This window comes from Streptomyces sp. NPDC045956, assembly GCF_056430705.1.
In genome coordinates this window covers 379,790-395,120 of the sequence record NZ_JBWKKZ010000004.1, presented here as the reverse complement: position 1 = coordinate 395,120, position 15,331 = coordinate 379,790, and the positions used below count along the sequence as shown (strand labels likewise).

Sequence of the window (15,331 nt, the reverse complement as noted above, 5' to 3'; positions counted from 1 at the left end):
ACCCCCCCCCCCCCCCCCCCCCCCCCCCCCCACCCCCCCCCCCCCCCCCCCCCCCCTCCCCCCCCCACCCCCCCCCCTCCCCCCCCCCCCCCCCCCCCCCCCCCACGGCCGGCACGAGGGTGGTCCGATGCAACGCGTCTGTTTTCTTCTGAAGGTCCGCGCCGGGATGGTCGCCGAGTACCGCGAACGCCATCGGGACGTGTGGGCCGACATGCGTGCCGCGCTCTCCGGGGCCGGCTGGCGCAACTACTCCCTCTTCCTGCGGGAGGACGGCCTGCTCGTGGGCTACCTGGAGACCGAGGACTTCGAGGCGGCCCGTGCCGCCATGGCCGCGACCGAGGTGAACGCGCGCTGGCAGGCCGAGATGGCGCACTTCTTCGAGGAACTCGACGGACAGGACCCCGACGCCGCCATGCGTCCCCTCACCGAGGTCTTCCACCTCGCGTGAACCGGAGCGCCGCCTTCGTCGGCATCAAGGACGTGGCACGGGAGGCGGGCGTCTCGGTGGGCACCGTCTCCAACGTGCTCAACCGGCCCGGCCGCGTCTCGCAGCACACGCGCCGCCATGTGGAGCAGGTGATCGCGCGCCTCGGCTATGTGCGCAGCGAGTCCGCCCGGCAGCTGCGGGCGGGGCGCAGCCGTGTCGTGGCCGTGCTCGTCCTCGACATGGGCAACCCCTTCTTCGTCGACCTGGCCCGGGGGGCCGAGCGCACGGCCCGGGAGGCGGGCCTCGCCGTCGCGCTGTGCAACAGCGCGCAGAGCGCGCGGAAGGAGGCGGAGTACCTCGAACTCCTCGCCGAACAGCGGGTCCGCGGGGTGCTGGTCACCCCCGCCGACCCCAGTGGGCGCAGCCTGTCCGGCTTCCGCCGGCACGGCATCCCCTTCGTTCTCGTGGACCGGGTGGCCGAGGACGCGGCGGGCTGCTCCGTCTCGGTGGACGACGTCACCGGCGGCGCCCTGGCCGTCCGCCACCTCACCGGTGCGGGCCACCGCTCCCTCGCCTACGTCAGCGGGCCGCCCCACCTCAGGCAGGTGCAGGACCGCCGGGCGGGGGCCCGGGAAGCCGTCGTCCGGGCCGGCCTGCCGCCCGCGGCCCTGCGGGAGGTCCCCACCGAGCGCCTGGACGTGGCCGCGGGACGGGACGCGGGGGCCAGGCTGCTGGGGCTGGCGGAGCGGCCCACCGCCGTCTTCTGCGCCAACGACCTGCTGGCCCTCGGGGTGCTCCAGTTCATGTACACGGCCGGGGTCAGGGTCCCCGACGACCTGGCCATCGTCGGGTACGACGACATCGAGTTCGCCGCCGCGGCGGCCGTACCGCTGACCTCGGTCCGCCAGCCCGCGCGGGCGATGGGGGCCATGGCCGCCGACCTGCTGCTCCAGGAGGCCGGCGACCGGGCGGCCGGACACCGTCACGAGCACGTGGTGCTCCAGCCCGAGCTGGTCGTCCGCGGTTCGAGCCTCCCGGGGCGGTGAAGGGCACCGGGCCCTCCCTCGTCGGTCGTGGCCGCGTGGCGCAGGTGCGGCCGGCCCGGGTGAGCCCCCGCCGCCGCAGCTCGACGCCCTCGTCGACGTCCCGGCCGCCGCTCTCCAGCAGCCGGCGGCACCGGGGGGAGTCAACGCCGTCCGCGCTCCCCGAGGAGGGGCGCCCGAGCGTCTCGTCACACGGCCCGCTCCGGGATCGCGGGCAGGACCTTCTCCGCGATGTCGAGCAGCGCGCTGTCGTCCGGGAGGGTTCCGGTCTCGCTCCACACGGTGATGTCGTAGTAGCCTCCCCGGTCCTTCCCGTCGAAGGCCACGGAGAGCGTCCTGGCCAGGGGGCCCTGTTCGACCGGTCCGCCGGTTCCGCCGCTCCCGAGGTCGAACTCGATCCTCATGGTGTGGTCGGAGGCGAGGACCGCGGGCCGGCCGAGGACCGTGAGCGTCCTGACGTCCGTCTCCTGACCGAACTCCATCAGCTTCACGTACTGGGCGATCGACAGCTCGTTGTACGTGGCCGAGACGTTCACGGTGTAGGTGTCGAACTGGACCTCGGCCTCCGGCTGGGCGACCTTGCCGTCGGTCAGCGGGGCGGTGTTGCTGGTGCCGGACGCGACGGTGGCGGTCTCCGCGGGCGTTCCGAGGAGCTGGGCCAGGTCGGGTCGGTTGAGCGCCTCGCACAGCTCCTCGCCGGTGGCGGCCCCGGGTGTCTTCGCGTAGGCGCCCGGCAGTTGCCCGTCCTCGCCGCTCGCGCACGTGGCGGCCCGCGGCTCGCCGGTTTCCTCGGAGGGGAGCACCTCGCTCAGCCACAGCGCGGCCCCGATCGCCGCGAACACGGCCACGGCCGCGACGGCCTGGCCCCAGGCGTTGGGCTCCTTCTCCTGGACGACCGGGGCGGGCCGCGGCGCCGCCGGACCCGGGGCCGGCGCCTGGGACGGAGACTGCGGCTGCGGCGGCTGCGTGACGTGGGTCGCCGACCCGTCGGCGGGGACCACCGGGGCGGGGTTCCGGCGGGCGCGGACGGCCCGGACCACCGTGCGGACGCTGACCGCCGCGAGGACCAGGAACACCGCCCCGATCCCGGCCGCCGGCCAGGAGGCGTCCTGCACGGCGAGATACATGATGCGCACGCCGAAGACGGACCCGACCAGGATGAGCAGCGGCTCGCGGACCCAGAAGGGCAGGAGACGCAGGAGGAAACCGAGCATCCGGCGATCTCACCAGCACAAGATCGCGTTGGCTGTGGTGGAGGCCACAGTTCCGGCTCGGGACCGAACTGTGATGGAACAGGGCCTCCGGCGCGCTCGCCCCTGACCTCAGACCACCGTCACGGGATGCCGCACCACGGCGTCGAAGAGGTACCCCTGTGTGTTGAAGACGGTGGTGTCCGGCTGGGTGCGGCCCGCCGTGTCGGTGGCGCGGGCGAGCAGGTGCGCGGGGCCGGGCGCGGTGGGCGTCCAGGGAAGGGACCAGCGGGTCCATGTGCCGGATCGCGGACGGTCGTGCAGGCGGGCCCGTCGCCAGCTCGCCCCGCCGTCGGTGCTGACCTCGACCCGTGCGACGCCTCCCGCACCCGACCAGGACCGGCCGTGCAGCACCTGCTCCTCCCCCACCGGGAAGCTCGCCCCGCTCGCCAGCTCGAAGGCGCTCTTGACCGTCTGCCGGGTGAGCGGCGCGCTGCCCTCCTCCGGATGGGCGGGGCCGAACAGCCGGTAGAAGGTGGTGTTCCACGGCGAGTACAGCGGTTGCGCCGACACCTGGATGTCACCGACCCATTTCACCGACGCGATCCCCACCCACGACGGCACCAGCACCCGCACCGGGTATCCGTGGTCGCACGGCAGCGGCTCGCCGTTCATCTCGTAGGCGAGGAGCACGTCGTCCAGGGCCTTGCTCAGCGGCAGGGGGCGGCGCACCCGTCCGAGGTTCTCTCCGCCGCTCACGTACTCGGCGTCCAGGCCACGGGGTTGGACGTCCACCGCGTGTGCGGACAGCCCGGCCCTGCGCAGCACGTGGGACAGGCGCACCCCGCGCCAGCGGGCCACGCCCACCGCGCCCAGCGTCCACGCGGTGCCGGTGGCCGTCTCGCCCTGCTGCGTCGCGTAGTGGCTGCGGCCGTTCCCGGCGCACTCGACGAAGGCGGTGCGGGTCGTGGAGGGCAGGGCCCGCAGGTCGTCGTAGCCGAACTCCACCGGCCGCCCCTCGGCCGGCCTGCCGCGCAGCCCGTCGCCCCACAGCCTCAACCGCCAGTCGGCGGCGTCCAGGACGGGCGTCGCCGTGTGGTTGCGGACGAAGAACAGTTCGTTCGGGGTGTGGTGGCCGGTCCCGCGCAGCGCCTCCCAGCGGGTCTCCGCGTTGGTGCCGCGCCGGACGAACCATTCGGGCGGCAGGGGCTTGACGACGGGCGAATCGGCGGCGCGGGCCGGTCCCGGCGCGGGGAGCCCGCCCACGACGGCGGTCGCGGCGAGCAGGGTGAGCAGCCGGCGGCGCGTGACCCCGTCCGCTCTGGCCTCCCCGGCGAGCCACTGGCGCAGCCTGCGCCGGTCGTAGGCGGTCTCGTGGTGGGCGGCGGAACCGGCAGCAGACATGGCAGTCCTCGGCATGTGTAGGAGAGCGGGCCCGGCCGTGGCGCCGCCGGGCCGCCGGCGCACCGGCGGCCCGGGGAGTCAGCGGGCAGGCCCGGGGAGGCCGGCGGCGCACGCGTCGCGGGGCCGGCGGAAGAAGGGGGTCGAACCGGAGAGGTCGATCAGCCGTGGAGCCGACACAGCGCGGCGGCCACGCGGACGAGGTCCACGGCGCGGCGACGGGTCAGAGGCTCCGAAGGAGGCATGACGGGATGCAATCACCCGGCACGTTGGGTGTCAATGGGCCTCTCGGGTACGGAGGTTGGCGCTGAGCGGGCATCGGGGCGGGCTCGGGGGACCCGGCGGCCGGGCGGCGTCCCCCGACCTTCGCGCGACCCGCGTGAGGCGGTCAGCGCCCTTGGGCCTCCTCCCGTCCGTCGAAGGCTCCCCGTGCGCGCTCGACCGCGGGCATGTTCCGCGAGGCCCAGGCCAGCAGCACGTCGACGGGGTGCCGAAGAGTCTTGCCGAGCGGCGTGATCCGGTACACGACCGCGACCGGGCGGGTGGAGACGACCTCGCGTTCGACGACGCCGTTGCGTTCCAGTCGCCGGAGCGTCGCGGTCAGCGACTTCTGCGTGACCTGGGGGATGGCCCGGCGCAGTTCGTTGAAGCGACACGGGCGTTCGCAGAGTTCGTTGAGGATGCTCAGCGACCACTTGTCGAGGATCTGGTCGAGCAGTTCGCGGTGCGGGGCCTCGATGACGAGTTCCTCGTCGGTATCCATGACGAAACCTGGTCTCGTTGAAGTGTCCTTCTTCCACTAAGTAGCTTATCGATACCTACTCCGTCGTTCGTGAGGACCAGAGGACCATGACTGTTCAGTACTTCACCCCGGACGGCATGTTGCAGCCGACCCCCTACCACCACGTCGCCGTGGGCACCGGGACGAGACACGTCCACGTCAGCGGGCAGATCGCGCGCCGGGCCGACGGAACCCCGGTGGCGCCCGACGATCTGGCCGGGCAGGTCGCCCAGGCGCTGCGCAACACCTCGGTCGGGCTGGCGGGCGCGGGCGCGTCCTTCGCCGACGTGCTGCGCCTGACGTTCTACGTGACGCGGTGGAGCCCGGAGAAGATCGGTGCCTTCATGGAGGGCGTGGAGGCGGTCGCCGACGAACTCGGACTCCGCTCCCCCATGCCGCCGTCCTCCCTCATCGGCGTCGAGTACCTCTTCGAGCCGGACGTCCTCGTCGAGGTCGAGGCGACGGCGCTGCTCGACTGATCCCGGAACGCCCGCCGGAACACGAGTCCGGCGGGCGTTCCCCCGCGAGCCGCTCAGCGGTCCCTCCGGGCAGGACCGGGTCAGTGGCCGGCCACCGTCCCGGACAGCTCGTTGGTGGCCTTGGGCAGCGTCACGGACGTCAGCTTGTCGCCCGAGTCCAGGTCGAAGGCGTGCAGCCGGCGCTTGCCCGGTTCGGAGACGTACGCCGTGTGGTCACGGACGAACAGGGTGGGCCTGGGCTGCTGCCAGTCCAGGGGCTCGGTCCAGTCACCGACGGCGTCGATCCTCTTATCGACCTTGCCGGTCTCCGGGTCGATGACGTGCAGGACGCCGTTGGTGCCGAGCACGAGGGCCTCACCGTGCGGGCCGCGGGCGAGGGAGCGGAAGGAGTAGCTGGTGCCGAGGTCGACCAGCTTCATTCTCGCCGTGCGGGTGTCGATCAGCGATATGCGGGTCGGCCGCTCCAGCTCCGCCTCGGGGTCGGTCTTGTAGTCGCCCAGGAGGATCGGGGAGGCGTCGCTGCCGGCCTGGTTGCCGGTGCGGGCGTAGTCGTCGGGGGCGTCGACCTTGGTGAACTTGCCGTCCTTGTAGAGGAGTACGCCGTCCTCGCAGCCGAGGCCGACCACGTCGCCCTGGGCCGCGGCCTCGCCGTGCACGCCGGGGCAGTTCTCGGCGCGGGCGATTTCCTTGTCGTTCTTGTCGAGGACGAGGGCGCCGGTGCGCGTCTCCTCGGTGCCCAGGGTGGTGACGAGTTCGCCGCCCGCCAGCTCGATGGCGACACCGTGGTGGGCCTCGGCGGAGGTGTAGGTGCGGCCCTGCGGCTGCTTGCCGCCGGCCAGGTCGGCGGGGTCGAAGACGTTCACCTCGCCCGTGCCGTCGGTGAAGAGCACCGTCCTGCCGCCGTGCCGCACGACGTGACCGGGCTTGGCGCCCTTGAACTCGGCGTCGGTGAACTGCTGCCGGGCGGCGTCGAACACGCGGAAGCCGGTGTCGGTGGAGACGATGACGTGGTCCTCGTCTCCGGCCGGGTTGACCCGGTTGAAGCCGGGCAGCTCGACGGTCTTCGCCGGCTTCAGGGTCTCGCCGTCCAGGACGTACAGTCCTCCGTCGTAGGAGGCGACGACCGGGTTCTTGACGGCAGCGGCCTCGTTGCTCTGCGGCTGCTTCTTCGGCTCGGCGTCGGAGGAGGCTTCGTCGCCGCCGCCGCAGGCGGTCAGCGCCATGGCCGCCGCCAGGGCGAGTGCCGTGCCGGTGAGCGTTCTGGCGCGTGTCGACCTGTTCATGGTGTGTCTGTCCTCTCCGGCCCTCGGGGCGCGGGGTTGTGGGGTGGAGCGGCCGGCTTGTTCGAGTCGCCGGGCCGCGGAGAAGCGCGTTCAGTCGCCGGTGAGGCCGTCGGCCATGGCCGAGGTGTTGGCGCGCATCATCTCCAGGTAGGTGCCGGCGCCCTTGCCCTTCTCGGTCAGCGACTCGGAGTACAGCGGGACGACGTCGACGTCGCCGCCCATCTCCTGACGCAGTACCTCGGCCAGCCGGGTGGGCTGGGAGGAGTCGGCGAAGACGGTGCGCACGCCGGCCTCCTCCATGGCCCGGGTGAGGGAGCGCAGGTCGGAGGAGCTGGGTGAGGCGAGGGTGGTGCCGCTGGGGATGACGGCTCCGACCACGCGGAAGCCGAAACGGTCGGCGAGGTAGCCGAAGACGTGGTGGTTGGTCACCAGTGCGCGCCGGTCCTCGGGGACGGCGTCGAAGGACGTCTCCATCCAGGCGGTGAGGTCGGCGAGTCGACCGTCGTAGCGTGCCGCGCTGTCCCGGACGGCCTTCTCGTCCACGCCGTCGACGTGTTCGGATACCTGGTCGGCGATCAGGCCGGCGGCCTTGCGCACCCGGTCGGGGTCGGTCCAGAAGTGCGGGTCGGGTGCGCCGGCCTCCTCCTGGGGGCCGCCCTCCTGTCCGGTGTGGAAGGTGAGCGGGTCGGCCGCCTCGCCTGCCGCGAAGGTGGCCACACCGGATTCGCGGGCCGCTTCCACGTGCCGCAGTACGTTCTCCTCCAGGCCGAGCCCGTTGTAGACGACCAGGTCCGCGTTCTCCAGCTCAGCGGCCTGCACGGCCGACAGGCCGAAGGAGTGCGGGTCGGCGTTGGGCTTCATCAGGACACTGACGTCCGCCTCGTCCCCGACGATCTCCCGGGTGATGTCACCGAGGATGTTGGTGGTCACCACGACCCGGGGCCGTTCGTCGTCGCCGCCGCCCGCGCAGCCGGTCGCCGTACCGGCGAGGACGGAGAAGCCGACCAGGGTCACCAGCAGGGCACGGAGCCGTGCCGCGCCCACGCGCACGCTCATCGGCCCGTCTCCACCATCAGGGACGGACGGACGTCCAGGTCGAAGGTGCGGGCCACGCGGAGGTCGTCGTTGTAGTCGATCTCGTAGACGCGCCTGCCCTCGGGGTCGTTGAGATAGGCGCGGCTGCGGTCCACCTCGATCACCGGAGTCGCGGTTCCCGGCCCGGTCCCGGCTTCGGGGAGGTCCTTCAGCAGGGGATCGGTGACCGTGGTCTCCCTGCCTGCGGACATGTCGTAGCCGTGCAGGGCTCCGTCGGTCTCCAGGACCAGCAGCGGCGCGCCTTCGCCGGCGGTGTTCGCGGCGACCACGGGGCCGGTCTTCACCCGGGTCCAGGCTCCCTCGGTGACGTCCAGGACCCAGACGGCTTCCTTGCCCGCGGGTGCCGTGAGGGTGCTGCTGCCGGGGCGGTGCCGGAACTCGGCGGCACGCTCGTGCCTCGGCACGTCCTCGCCGTAGGGGATCTTCTCGGCGGTGAAGGTGCCGTCGTCCTCGTGGACGAGCAGGGCGCCGTCGGCGCAGCCCAGGACGACCCCGCGCCGGGTGACCGCGTCGCCTTGCGGGTCCTCGCACTCCCCCTCCGGGGTGGCGACCCGCTTGCCGGACCGGTCGAGCACGGCGACCTTCGAGGGGCTCTCTCCGGTGAGGGTGACCAGGTGTTCCGCGTACGGCACGACGGCACCGGCGTAGGTGCCCGGGAGCCGGGCGGGGGTGTCGAGGGCGCCCTGCTCCAGCTCGGCGCGGGGGTACACGCCCGCCTTACCGTCCGCCGCCGTGACCACGGTGACGCCCGCGTCGCCGCGGACGCGCGTGCCGGGGCCGCCCGGCAGGTCGCCGACCTCACGGATCTTCGCGCGGTAGTAGTGCACGTGATCGCCGTGGTCGACCATCCATGCGCCGCTGTCGAGGACTCGTGTGGCGTCCGCACCGTGGAAGTAGCCGAAGCGGCCGTCCGTGGTGAGTGCGGTGACACCGGGCCTGCGGGCGGTGTCGTGCACCTTGCCGGTGATCAGGTCCAGCACCCGGGTGTCGCCGCTGCCGGTGTCGCCGAGCAGGAGCCGGGACTGCTGCTCGGCCGCCTCGGCGGCACCCTCGACGTAGCCGTGGGGGGTGCTCGACGAAGTGGGGCTCGGGGAGCCGGACTCGGCTTCTCCCGTACCTCCGCATCCGGCGGTCAGGAGCAGCACGGCCGCCAGCGCGGGCGCCAGCGATGTGACGTTTCTTCGGACGAACAACGAGATCGCCTCAGGTTTCGTTCGGTCGGGACAGGGGGGTGCTCGGAGCGGAGGCGACCGCCGGAGCCGGGAGGCCGGCCCGGCGTTCCCGGCGGCGGTGCCGGAGGCCGGAGGCCAGGTGGGACAGGAAGAACAGGCCGACCGCGAGGGCCGAGACGGTCGCGCCGGCCGCGGTGCTCAGGTGCCAGGACAGGAGGAGGCCGCCGAACGTGGCGGCGGCGCCCAGAACCGCGGCCAGGACCATGACGCCGCTCACGCTGCGCACCCAGGGCAGGGCCGCCGCGGGCGGGGCGATGAGCAGGCCCAGGACGAGGAGCGTCCCCACGATGTGGAACGAGGCGACGATGGCCAGCGCCAGCAGACCCAGCAGCACGGCGTGGGCGAGCCGGGGGCGCAGCCCGAGCGTGCGGGCCTTGCGCTCGTCGAACGCCAGGGCCAGGAAGGCGCGGTGGCCGATCACCGAGACGGCCAGCGCCAGGAGCAGGGCCGCCCCGAGAAGCGTCAGGTCGCGCTCCCGCACGGCGAGGACGTCACCGAAGAGGAAGCCGGTGAGGTCCACCGCGAAGGACTGCGAGCGGGAGACGATGATGACGCCGAGCGACAGCATGCCGACGAACAGCAGGCCGATACCGGTGTCCTGGGACAGGCGCGGAGTGCGTCCGAGCGCCGTGACGCCCGCCGTCATGACGGCCGCGCTCACCACCGCCCCCACCAGCAGGTTGCCGCCGAGCAGCGAGGCGACCGCGACGCCGGGCAGCAGCCCGTGGGACATGGCGTCGCCGAGGAAGGCCATCCCCCTCAGGACCACCCACGTACCCGCGAGGGCGCATATCGCCGACACCAGGATTCCGGCCCACAGGGCCCGCTGCACAAAGGCCACCTCGAAAGGGGCCGTCAACCACTCCATACGAGGAGCCTACAATGACAATCATGTTCAGAAACAACCCGCTGTCACCGCCGGACGGTGAAGCCGGCAGCGAGCGCGTCCGGTTCCACGAGCTGAACGCCGGCTACCCCGGCCGTCCCGTTCTCCGCCAACTCAGCGCGTCCATAACGGCTTTGACCATGACCGCACTCGTGGGGCCGAACGGAAGCGGCAAGTCCACCTTGCTGGGCGTCCTGGCCGGAGTGATCACTGCCACATCCGGACAGCTCAGGTACGCGGAGGGCTCGCCACCGGCTTTCGTCCCGCAGCGCGGTGCCGTCGGCGACACGCTTCCCCTCACGGCGCGGCAGACCGTGGAGATGGGCCGCTGGGGCGAGCGTGGCCTGTGGCGGCGGCCGACCCGGCGGGACCGCGCCGTGGTCGACTCCGCCATGGAACGGCTGGGCGTCGCCGACCTCGGCGCCCGCCAGCTCGGCGAGTTGTCGGGCGGCCAGCGTCAGCGCGTCCTGATCGCCCAGGGCCTCGCCCAGCAGTCCGACCTCCTGCTCCTGGACGAGCCGACCACCGGCCTCGACCCCGAAGCCCGGGAACGCATCACGGCCCTGCTGACCGACCTGGTGGCCGACGGCACCACCGTCGTCCAGACGACGCACGACCTCGAGGCCGCCCGCTCGGCCGACGCCTGCCTCCTCCTCAGCGACGGACGGCTGGTCGGACACGGCCCGCCCGAGCAGGTACTCACCCCCCAGGCACTGACCCGGATCTGGCAGCCGGCGTGAAACCCGGGCCGCGCGGGCCCGCGCTCCCGGCCCCGGTGGCGGGTGCCGCCGGGGTGGGGCTGCCCGTGCCCGGGCACTGAGGCGCGTCCGCGCCGGTGGCCGGCGGTCTCATGCAGCGCGGCGCGGCACCGGCGTGCGGCCACAACCGTACGGTTCCCGACGGACCGGGGCGCGCCCATGCCGCTCGCGCGCGTGACCTTCGCTCCCGCAAGGTCGATACTGCCGACAGCGGCATCCCGACCCATCCGCGTCCGACCGTCCGACGACCTGACGAGCCGTCACCGACGCCGGCATCCAGCCGGCACCGGTACCGCCGCAACCGCTCCGTGCCGTCGTGGATGCTGCGATCGAGAAACGGCTCCCACCCACACCGACCAGCCATGACGCAGGTCCCCGACCGGCCTGCCGGGCTCCCAGGAGGTACCCGTGAAGATGCTCATCAACGTCCCCGAGACCGTCGTCGCGGACGCGTTGCGCGGGATGGCGGCGGCCCATCCCGAGTTGACGGTCGACGTCGAGAACAGGGTGATCGTGCGGCGGGACGCCCCCGTGGCCGGGAAGGTCGCCCTGGTGTCGGGGGGCGGCTCCGGGCACGAACCGCTGCACGGTGGGTTCGTGGGACCCGGGATGCTGTCCGCGGCCTGTCCGGGTGAGGTGTTCACCTCGCCGGTGCCGGACCAGATGGTGCGGGCGGCGGCCGCCGTCGACAGCGGGGCCGGGGTGCTGTTCGTCGTCAAGAACTACACCGGCGACGTCCTCAACTTCGACATGGCCGCCGAGCTGGCCGAGGACGAGGGCATCCAGGTCGCGAAGGTGCTGGTGAACGACGACGTGGCGGTGACCGACAGCCTCTACACCGCCGGGCGGCGCGGCACGGGGGCGACGTTGTTCGTGGAGAAGATCGCCGGCGCCGCGGCCGAGGAGGGGCGGCCGCTGGAGCGGGTGGAGGCGATCGCCCGTCAGGTCAACGACCGCTCCCGCAGTTTCGGCGTCGCGCTCAGCGCGTGCACCACACCGGCCAAGGGCAGCCCCACCTTCGACCTGCCGGCCGGTGAACTGGAACTGGGCATCGGCATCCACGGGGAACCCGGCCGGGAGCGGCGTCCGATGATGACCTCCGGTGAGATCGCCGAGGCCGCCGTGGACGCGGTGCTGACGGACCTCGCTCCGCGCAATCCGGTACTCGTGCTGGTCAACGGCATGGGGGCGACGCCGTTGCTGGAGCTGTACGGCTTCAACGCCGAGGTGCAGCGGGTGCTCGGCGAGCGCGGGGTCGCCGTCGCCCGTACCCTCGTCGGCAACTACGTCACCTCGCTGGACATGGCGGGCGCCTCGGTCACCCTGTGCGAGATCGACGAGGAGCTGCTCGCCCTGTGGGACGCGCCGGTGCGGACGGCAGGTCTGAGGTGGGGCATGTGACGGTGGACGGGGAAGGGATCGCACCGTACCTACCAGGCAAGGAGATCCAGTGCTCGACGCCGACTTCTTCCGTCGTTGGATGACGGCGACCGCCGCGATGGTCGACCGCGAGGCGGAGCGGCTCACCGCCCTCGACTCGCCGATCGGCGACGCCGATCACGGCAGCAACCTCCAGCGCGGCTTCAAGGCCGTGACGGCCACGCTGGAGAAGGAGGCACCCGACACTCCCGGCGCGGTGCTGACCCTCGCCGGCCGACAGCTCATCTCGACGGTCGGCGGCGCGTCGGGGCCGCTGTACGGGACGCTGCTGCGCCGTACCGGCAAGGCCCTCGGGGACGCCGCAGAGGTGAGTGCCGAGCAACTGGCCGACGCGCTGCGCACCGGGGTGGACGCCGTACGGACCCTCGGGGGCGTCGCGCCGGGCGACAAGACCATGATCGACGCCCTGGTACCGGCCGTGGACGCCCTCGGCGAGTCGTTCGCGGCGTCCCGTGCCGCGGCCGAGGAGGGGGCCGCGGCGACCGTGCCGTTGCGGGCCCGCAAGGGCAGGGCGAGCTATCTCGGTGAGCGCAGCGTCGGACACCAGGACCCCGGGGCCACCTCGGCGGCGCTGCTGGTGGCCGCGCTGGAGGAGGTCTCCGGTGAGTGACGGGAAGCTGGTCGGCATCGTGCTGGTGTCGCACAGCGCCGAGGTCGCCGCGTCGGTGGCCGAACTGGCGAAGGCCCTGTCCGGCGGTGGCCCGGCGGTGCCGGTCGCGGCGGCGGGCGGTACCGCGTCCGGCGGGTTCGGCACCAGTTCCGAGCTGGTGTCCGCCGCGGCCGCGTCCGTGGACCGGGGCGCGGGGGTCGCGGTCCTCACCGACCTCGGCAGTGCCGTACTCACGGTCAAGGCGCTGCTCGCCGAGGGCGACGAACTGCCCGAGGACACCCGTCTGGTGGACGCCCCGTTCGTCGAGGGTGCGGTGGCCGCGGTCGTCACGGCCGCGACGGGAGCCGACCTCTCGGCCGTCGAGGCGGCGGCAGCGGAGGCGTACTCCTACCGGAAGGAGTGACCGGAGCCGGGACGGCGACTCCCGTCCCGGCCTCGTTGTCGCCCCCTCCGGCCCCGGCTGGGGGGGCGGCGTCACCGTCGGCGCGGGCTGTCCGCCGCCGGCAGGTTCCCGGGCGGGGTGTCCGTCCGCCGCGCGCCGTGCCGCGCTCGCGTCCCGCGCCGCGCTCCTCAGGTGCTGAGTGCGTGTCCGGTCGTCGAGTCGACGTGTTCCGGTACCTCGTCGTGGCGGTCGCCCACGATCGGTGTCCCGGTGGGCTCGAACATGAGGATCGCGGCGCCGGACGGAGCGTACGGCCTGTGCTCCCGTGCCGCGGGGACGGTGAAGACCGCCCGCTCCCCGTCCGTCGCCCGGCTCGGCGCCGAGGGACACGAGGTCAGGGGAGGACATCGCGCGGCTCTCCCTGCTCCGGCTCAGGAACCTGCACCTGCCCGGCCGCCCCCCGGCTTCACCGCCGGCGCCCTGCGTTCCTTGCGCGTCCCGGACACGTCGGAGCCGGACGAGGACGACGATCCCGGTCCGCCGGGGTGAGCATCCGTCAACATCCCTCGGTCTGGTCCCTCCTTGCGGTGATGGGCCGCGTGGTGCCGCACGCCGATGCCCGGGGTCGCGCACAGTGGGCCGGTGCCACGTCGCCCGCTGATCCTTCTGCTCCTGGTCCTGCTGAGCGTCACGGGCTGTGCCACCGTGACGTCGAACCCTCCACCGGCCGTCGGCCGACCGCAGGGGGTACGCGGCCCCACCGTCCCGGACCGCCCGCCATCGCCGGCGACCACACTCCCCGTGGCTCCGCCCTCCGGGCGTTCAGCCCTGGTCAGCAGCGGTTCCGACCGGCCGCGGCACACTCCCAGGGGCGAGCGGACGCACCAGCAGCGCACCCACCCGCCTGTACGGCGCTCTCTCCCCGGAGCGCCGCCGGAGCGGCCCGCACCGCGTGTCCGGCCGGCCGCCCCCCGGCCTCCCGCGCAGCCTCGTGTGCGCCCTCGCCCGAAGGTGCGGCGGCCTGTCCCCCAGGCGCCGCCCGCCCGGCCTCAGCCCCGGCCCGAGCGGATGCGGGACCTGTGCACCCGGGCGGACGGGGTCGCGTCCTCGGAGATCGTGGACCTCTGCCGGCAGACCTGGGGGTAGGTGAGGGGCGACGAGGTGGTGAAGGCCCGTCATGCGACACGGGCGTCCGCGACACACCCCCGGTCACCCCCCGTCCACGAACTCCCGTGCCAGCCGCTTCCCCGCCTTCTCCGCGGCGGCCTCGTCGTCGATGGGCTCGGCCTCGCTGTCCTTGAAGACGATGTACGTCACGCCGGAGTCGGTACCGCCCCCGTGCGGGTCGGCCGGGATGCCGAGGGTCTTCGCGGCGGCGTAGGAGGCCTCGCCGATGATGTCGCGCGGACCCACGTCGCCGACGACCGCGTACCGCACCCGGTCCCCGTGGACGAGGGCGGCCACCGATCCCCCGCGGACGTCGTCCTCCCGGTGGTCCCAGAGGTCACTCGGCTGGGGGACGACGACGTAGGGCAGGCGTTCGGCGTCCAGGGGCGTACCGTCCGGCCGGGTGTACGCCGTGGCGGGGCTGAAGTGCGGGTCGGTGCGGATGTTGCAGTGGTCGCCGGGCCGGCCGTCGCAGTCGACGTCCAGGTCCGCCTTCCAGTACACGGCGTCCCGCGTGCCGCAGACCGGGATGTCCGCCGGCGTTCCGGCGTCGCTGCGGTAGCGGCCCTCCGAGACGGGGTCGCAGTCCCGCATCCGGGCCAGCAGGTCGGCCGCGCGGACGGGCCCCCCGCCGGCCACCTCCCGCGCCCCTCCCCCGGTCTCGGACCGCGGCCGGTCCGGGTACGGCCCCATGAGTCCGCGCCGTGGGGGTGCGAGAGGTCCGGTGCGGGGGCCGGACCGGTCCGCGCGGACGGGGCCGGCCGGGAGTTGGTGACCGGAGCCGAGGTGGGCCCGGGGACCCGGCCGGTGGGCGGCCGGCGCGTCGGGGAACGTGGTGGGGGCGAGCAGGGCGACGCTGGCCGCGACCAGTGTCAGCGACTGGACACGCACGATGGGCCTCTCCTCGGGACTGGGACGATCACTCGGCCACATCTGTCCCCGAATCGGCCGCGCGGCCACCTTTTGTGGGCCAGACGGTGCATCCCCGTAGGCGGAAGGGGGCGGTGGGCTCCCGAGCGGCGAGGGCGCCACGGCGGGAGTGGGGGGGGGGGGTGGGGGGGGGGGGGGAGGGCCGGGGAAGGGGTCTCCAGACTCGTTTGGCGGGGGGGGGGCAAAGAAAAGCAGAGGACCCACCGGAGAACGCACACTTCCTCCGG

16 protein-coding genes and 1 pseudogene are annotated in these 15,331 nt (G+C 73.5%); 7 read left to right on the top strand and 10 right to left on the bottom strand.

Translation table 11 applies throughout. From position 1 onward, the window contains the following. The first annotated feature begins 127 nt into the window (after positions 1–127). Positions 128–448 carry an L-rhamnose mutarotase gene (locus tag AC07FV_RS13990; RefSeq protein WP_479087162.1) on the top strand — a complete coding sequence of 107 codons (321 nt, stop codon included), beginning with the start codon at positions 128–130 and terminating at the stop codon, positions 446–448. Then, positions 445–1,473, top strand: coding sequence for a LacI family DNA-binding transcriptional regulator (locus tag AC07FV_RS13985; RefSeq protein WP_479087160.1), 1,029 nt, complete (start codon positions 445–447; stop codon positions 1,471–1,473). Before AC07FV_RS13990 ends, AC07FV_RS13985 begins: the two co-directional genes overlap by 4 nt. A gap of 185 nt (positions 1,474–1,658) precedes the next feature. On the opposite strand, the gene AC07FV_RS13980 is transcribed toward AC07FV_RS13985, so the two are convergent. The 4 genes from AC07FV_RS13980 to AC07FV_RS13965 form a co-directional block, all read right to left on the bottom strand. Then, complete coding sequence (locus AC07FV_RS13980) at positions 1,659–2,684, bottom strand: DUF6215 domain-containing protein (protein ID WP_479087158.1); 1,026 nt, start codon at positions 2,682–2,684, stop codon at positions 1,659–1,661. 108 nt (positions 2,685–2,792) lie between these two features. Beyond that, positions 2,793–4,064 carry a sulfite oxidase gene (locus AC07FV_RS13975; RefSeq protein ID WP_479087156.1) on the bottom strand — a complete coding sequence of 424 codons (1,272 nt, stop codon included), beginning with the start codon at positions 4,062–4,064 and terminating at the stop codon, positions 2,793–2,795. Between the two features lie 158 nt (positions 4,065–4,222). Further along, the gene (locus AC07FV_RS13970; protein ID WP_356610175.1) at positions 4,223–4,306 is read right to left on the bottom strand and encodes a putative leader peptide; all 84 of its coding nucleotides are present in this window, start codon (positions 4,304–4,306) and stop codon (positions 4,223–4,225) included. Positions 4,307–4,449: 143 nt separating this feature from the next. After that, a complete protein-coding gene (locus tag AC07FV_RS13965) occupies positions 4,450–4,824 on the bottom strand; it encodes a winged helix-turn-helix transcriptional regulator (RefSeq protein WP_479087155.1) in 375 nt (124 codons plus the stop codon). 86 nt (positions 4,825–4,910) lie between these two features. Between AC07FV_RS13965 and AC07FV_RS13960 the strand changes: the two genes are divergently transcribed. Then, complete coding sequence (locus tag AC07FV_RS13960; RefSeq protein WP_479087154.1) at positions 4,911–5,321, top strand: RidA family protein; 411 nt, start codon at positions 4,911–4,913, stop codon at positions 5,319–5,321. Positions 5,322–5,401: 80 nt separating this feature from the next. Here AC07FV_RS13960 and aztD read toward each other — a convergent pair whose 3' ends face one another. The 4 genes from aztD to aztB form a co-directional block, all read right to left on the bottom strand. Continuing rightward, positions 5,402–6,604, bottom strand: a complete 1,203-nt coding sequence (gene aztD, locus AC07FV_RS13955; RefSeq protein ID WP_479087153.1) for a zinc metallochaperone AztD — start codon at positions 6,602–6,604, stop codon at positions 5,402–5,404. A gap of 90 nt (positions 6,605–6,694) precedes the next feature. Continuing rightward, complete coding sequence (gene aztC, locus AC07FV_RS13950; RefSeq protein ID WP_479087152.1) at positions 6,695–7,660, bottom strand: zinc ABC transporter substrate-binding protein AztC; 966 nt, start codon at positions 7,658–7,660, stop codon at positions 6,695–6,697. Further along, the gene (locus AC07FV_RS13945) at positions 7,657–8,892 is read right to left on the bottom strand and encodes a hypothetical protein (protein WP_479087150.1); all 1,236 of its coding nucleotides are present in this window, start codon (positions 8,890–8,892) and stop codon (positions 7,657–7,659) included. The genes aztC and AC07FV_RS13945 overlap by 4 nt, the downstream gene beginning before the upstream one ends. A 10-nt stretch (positions 8,893–8,902) precedes the next feature. Continuing rightward, on the bottom strand, positions 8,903–9,799 hold the full coding sequence (gene aztB, locus AC07FV_RS13940) for a zinc ABC transporter permease AztB (protein ID WP_479087149.1): 897 nt from the start codon (positions 9,797–9,799) through the stop codon (positions 8,903–8,905). A 14-nt stretch (positions 9,800–9,813) separates the two neighbouring features. On the opposite strand from aztB, the gene aztA reads away from it, so the two are divergent. The 4 genes from aztA to AC07FV_RS13920 all read left to right on the top strand — a co-directional run bounded on the left by aztA (position 9,814) and on the right by AC07FV_RS13920 (position 13,028). Further along, a complete protein-coding gene (gene aztA, locus AC07FV_RS13935; protein WP_479087147.1) occupies positions 9,814–10,557 on the top strand; it encodes a zinc ABC transporter ATP-binding protein AztA in 744 nt (247 codons plus the stop codon). A 426-nt stretch (positions 10,558–10,983) separates the two neighbouring features. Continuing rightward, a complete protein-coding gene (gene dhaK, locus AC07FV_RS13930; protein WP_383636447.1) occupies positions 10,984–11,976 on the top strand; it encodes a dihydroxyacetone kinase subunit DhaK in 993 nt (330 codons plus the stop codon). Between the two features lie 49 nt (positions 11,977–12,025). After that, positions 12,026–12,625: a dihydroxyacetone kinase subunit DhaL gene (gene dhaL, locus AC07FV_RS13925; protein ID WP_479087146.1), complete on the top strand. Its 600-nt coding sequence runs from the start codon at positions 12,026–12,028 to the stop codon at positions 12,623–12,625. Beyond that, positions 12,618–13,028, top strand: a complete 411-nt coding sequence (locus tag AC07FV_RS13920) for a PTS-dependent dihydroxyacetone kinase phosphotransferase subunit DhaM (protein ID WP_479087144.1) — start codon at positions 12,618–12,620, stop codon at positions 13,026–13,028. The genes dhaL and AC07FV_RS13920 overlap by 8 nt, the downstream gene beginning before the upstream one ends. Positions 13,029–13,195: 167 nt before the next feature. Here AC07FV_RS13920 and AC07FV_RS13915 read toward each other — a convergent pair. Further along, positions 13,196–13,357 (bottom strand): annotated as a pseudogene (locus tag AC07FV_RS13915) (cupin domain-containing protein); the annotation flags it as partial. An 859-nt stretch (positions 13,358–14,216) separates the two neighbouring features. Then, the gene (locus AC07FV_RS13910; RefSeq protein ID WP_479087143.1) at positions 14,217–15,065 is read right to left on the bottom strand and encodes a glycoside hydrolase family 75 protein; all 849 of its coding nucleotides are present in this window, start codon (positions 15,063–15,065) and stop codon (positions 14,217–14,219) included. Positions 15,066–15,331 lie beyond the last annotated feature (266 nt).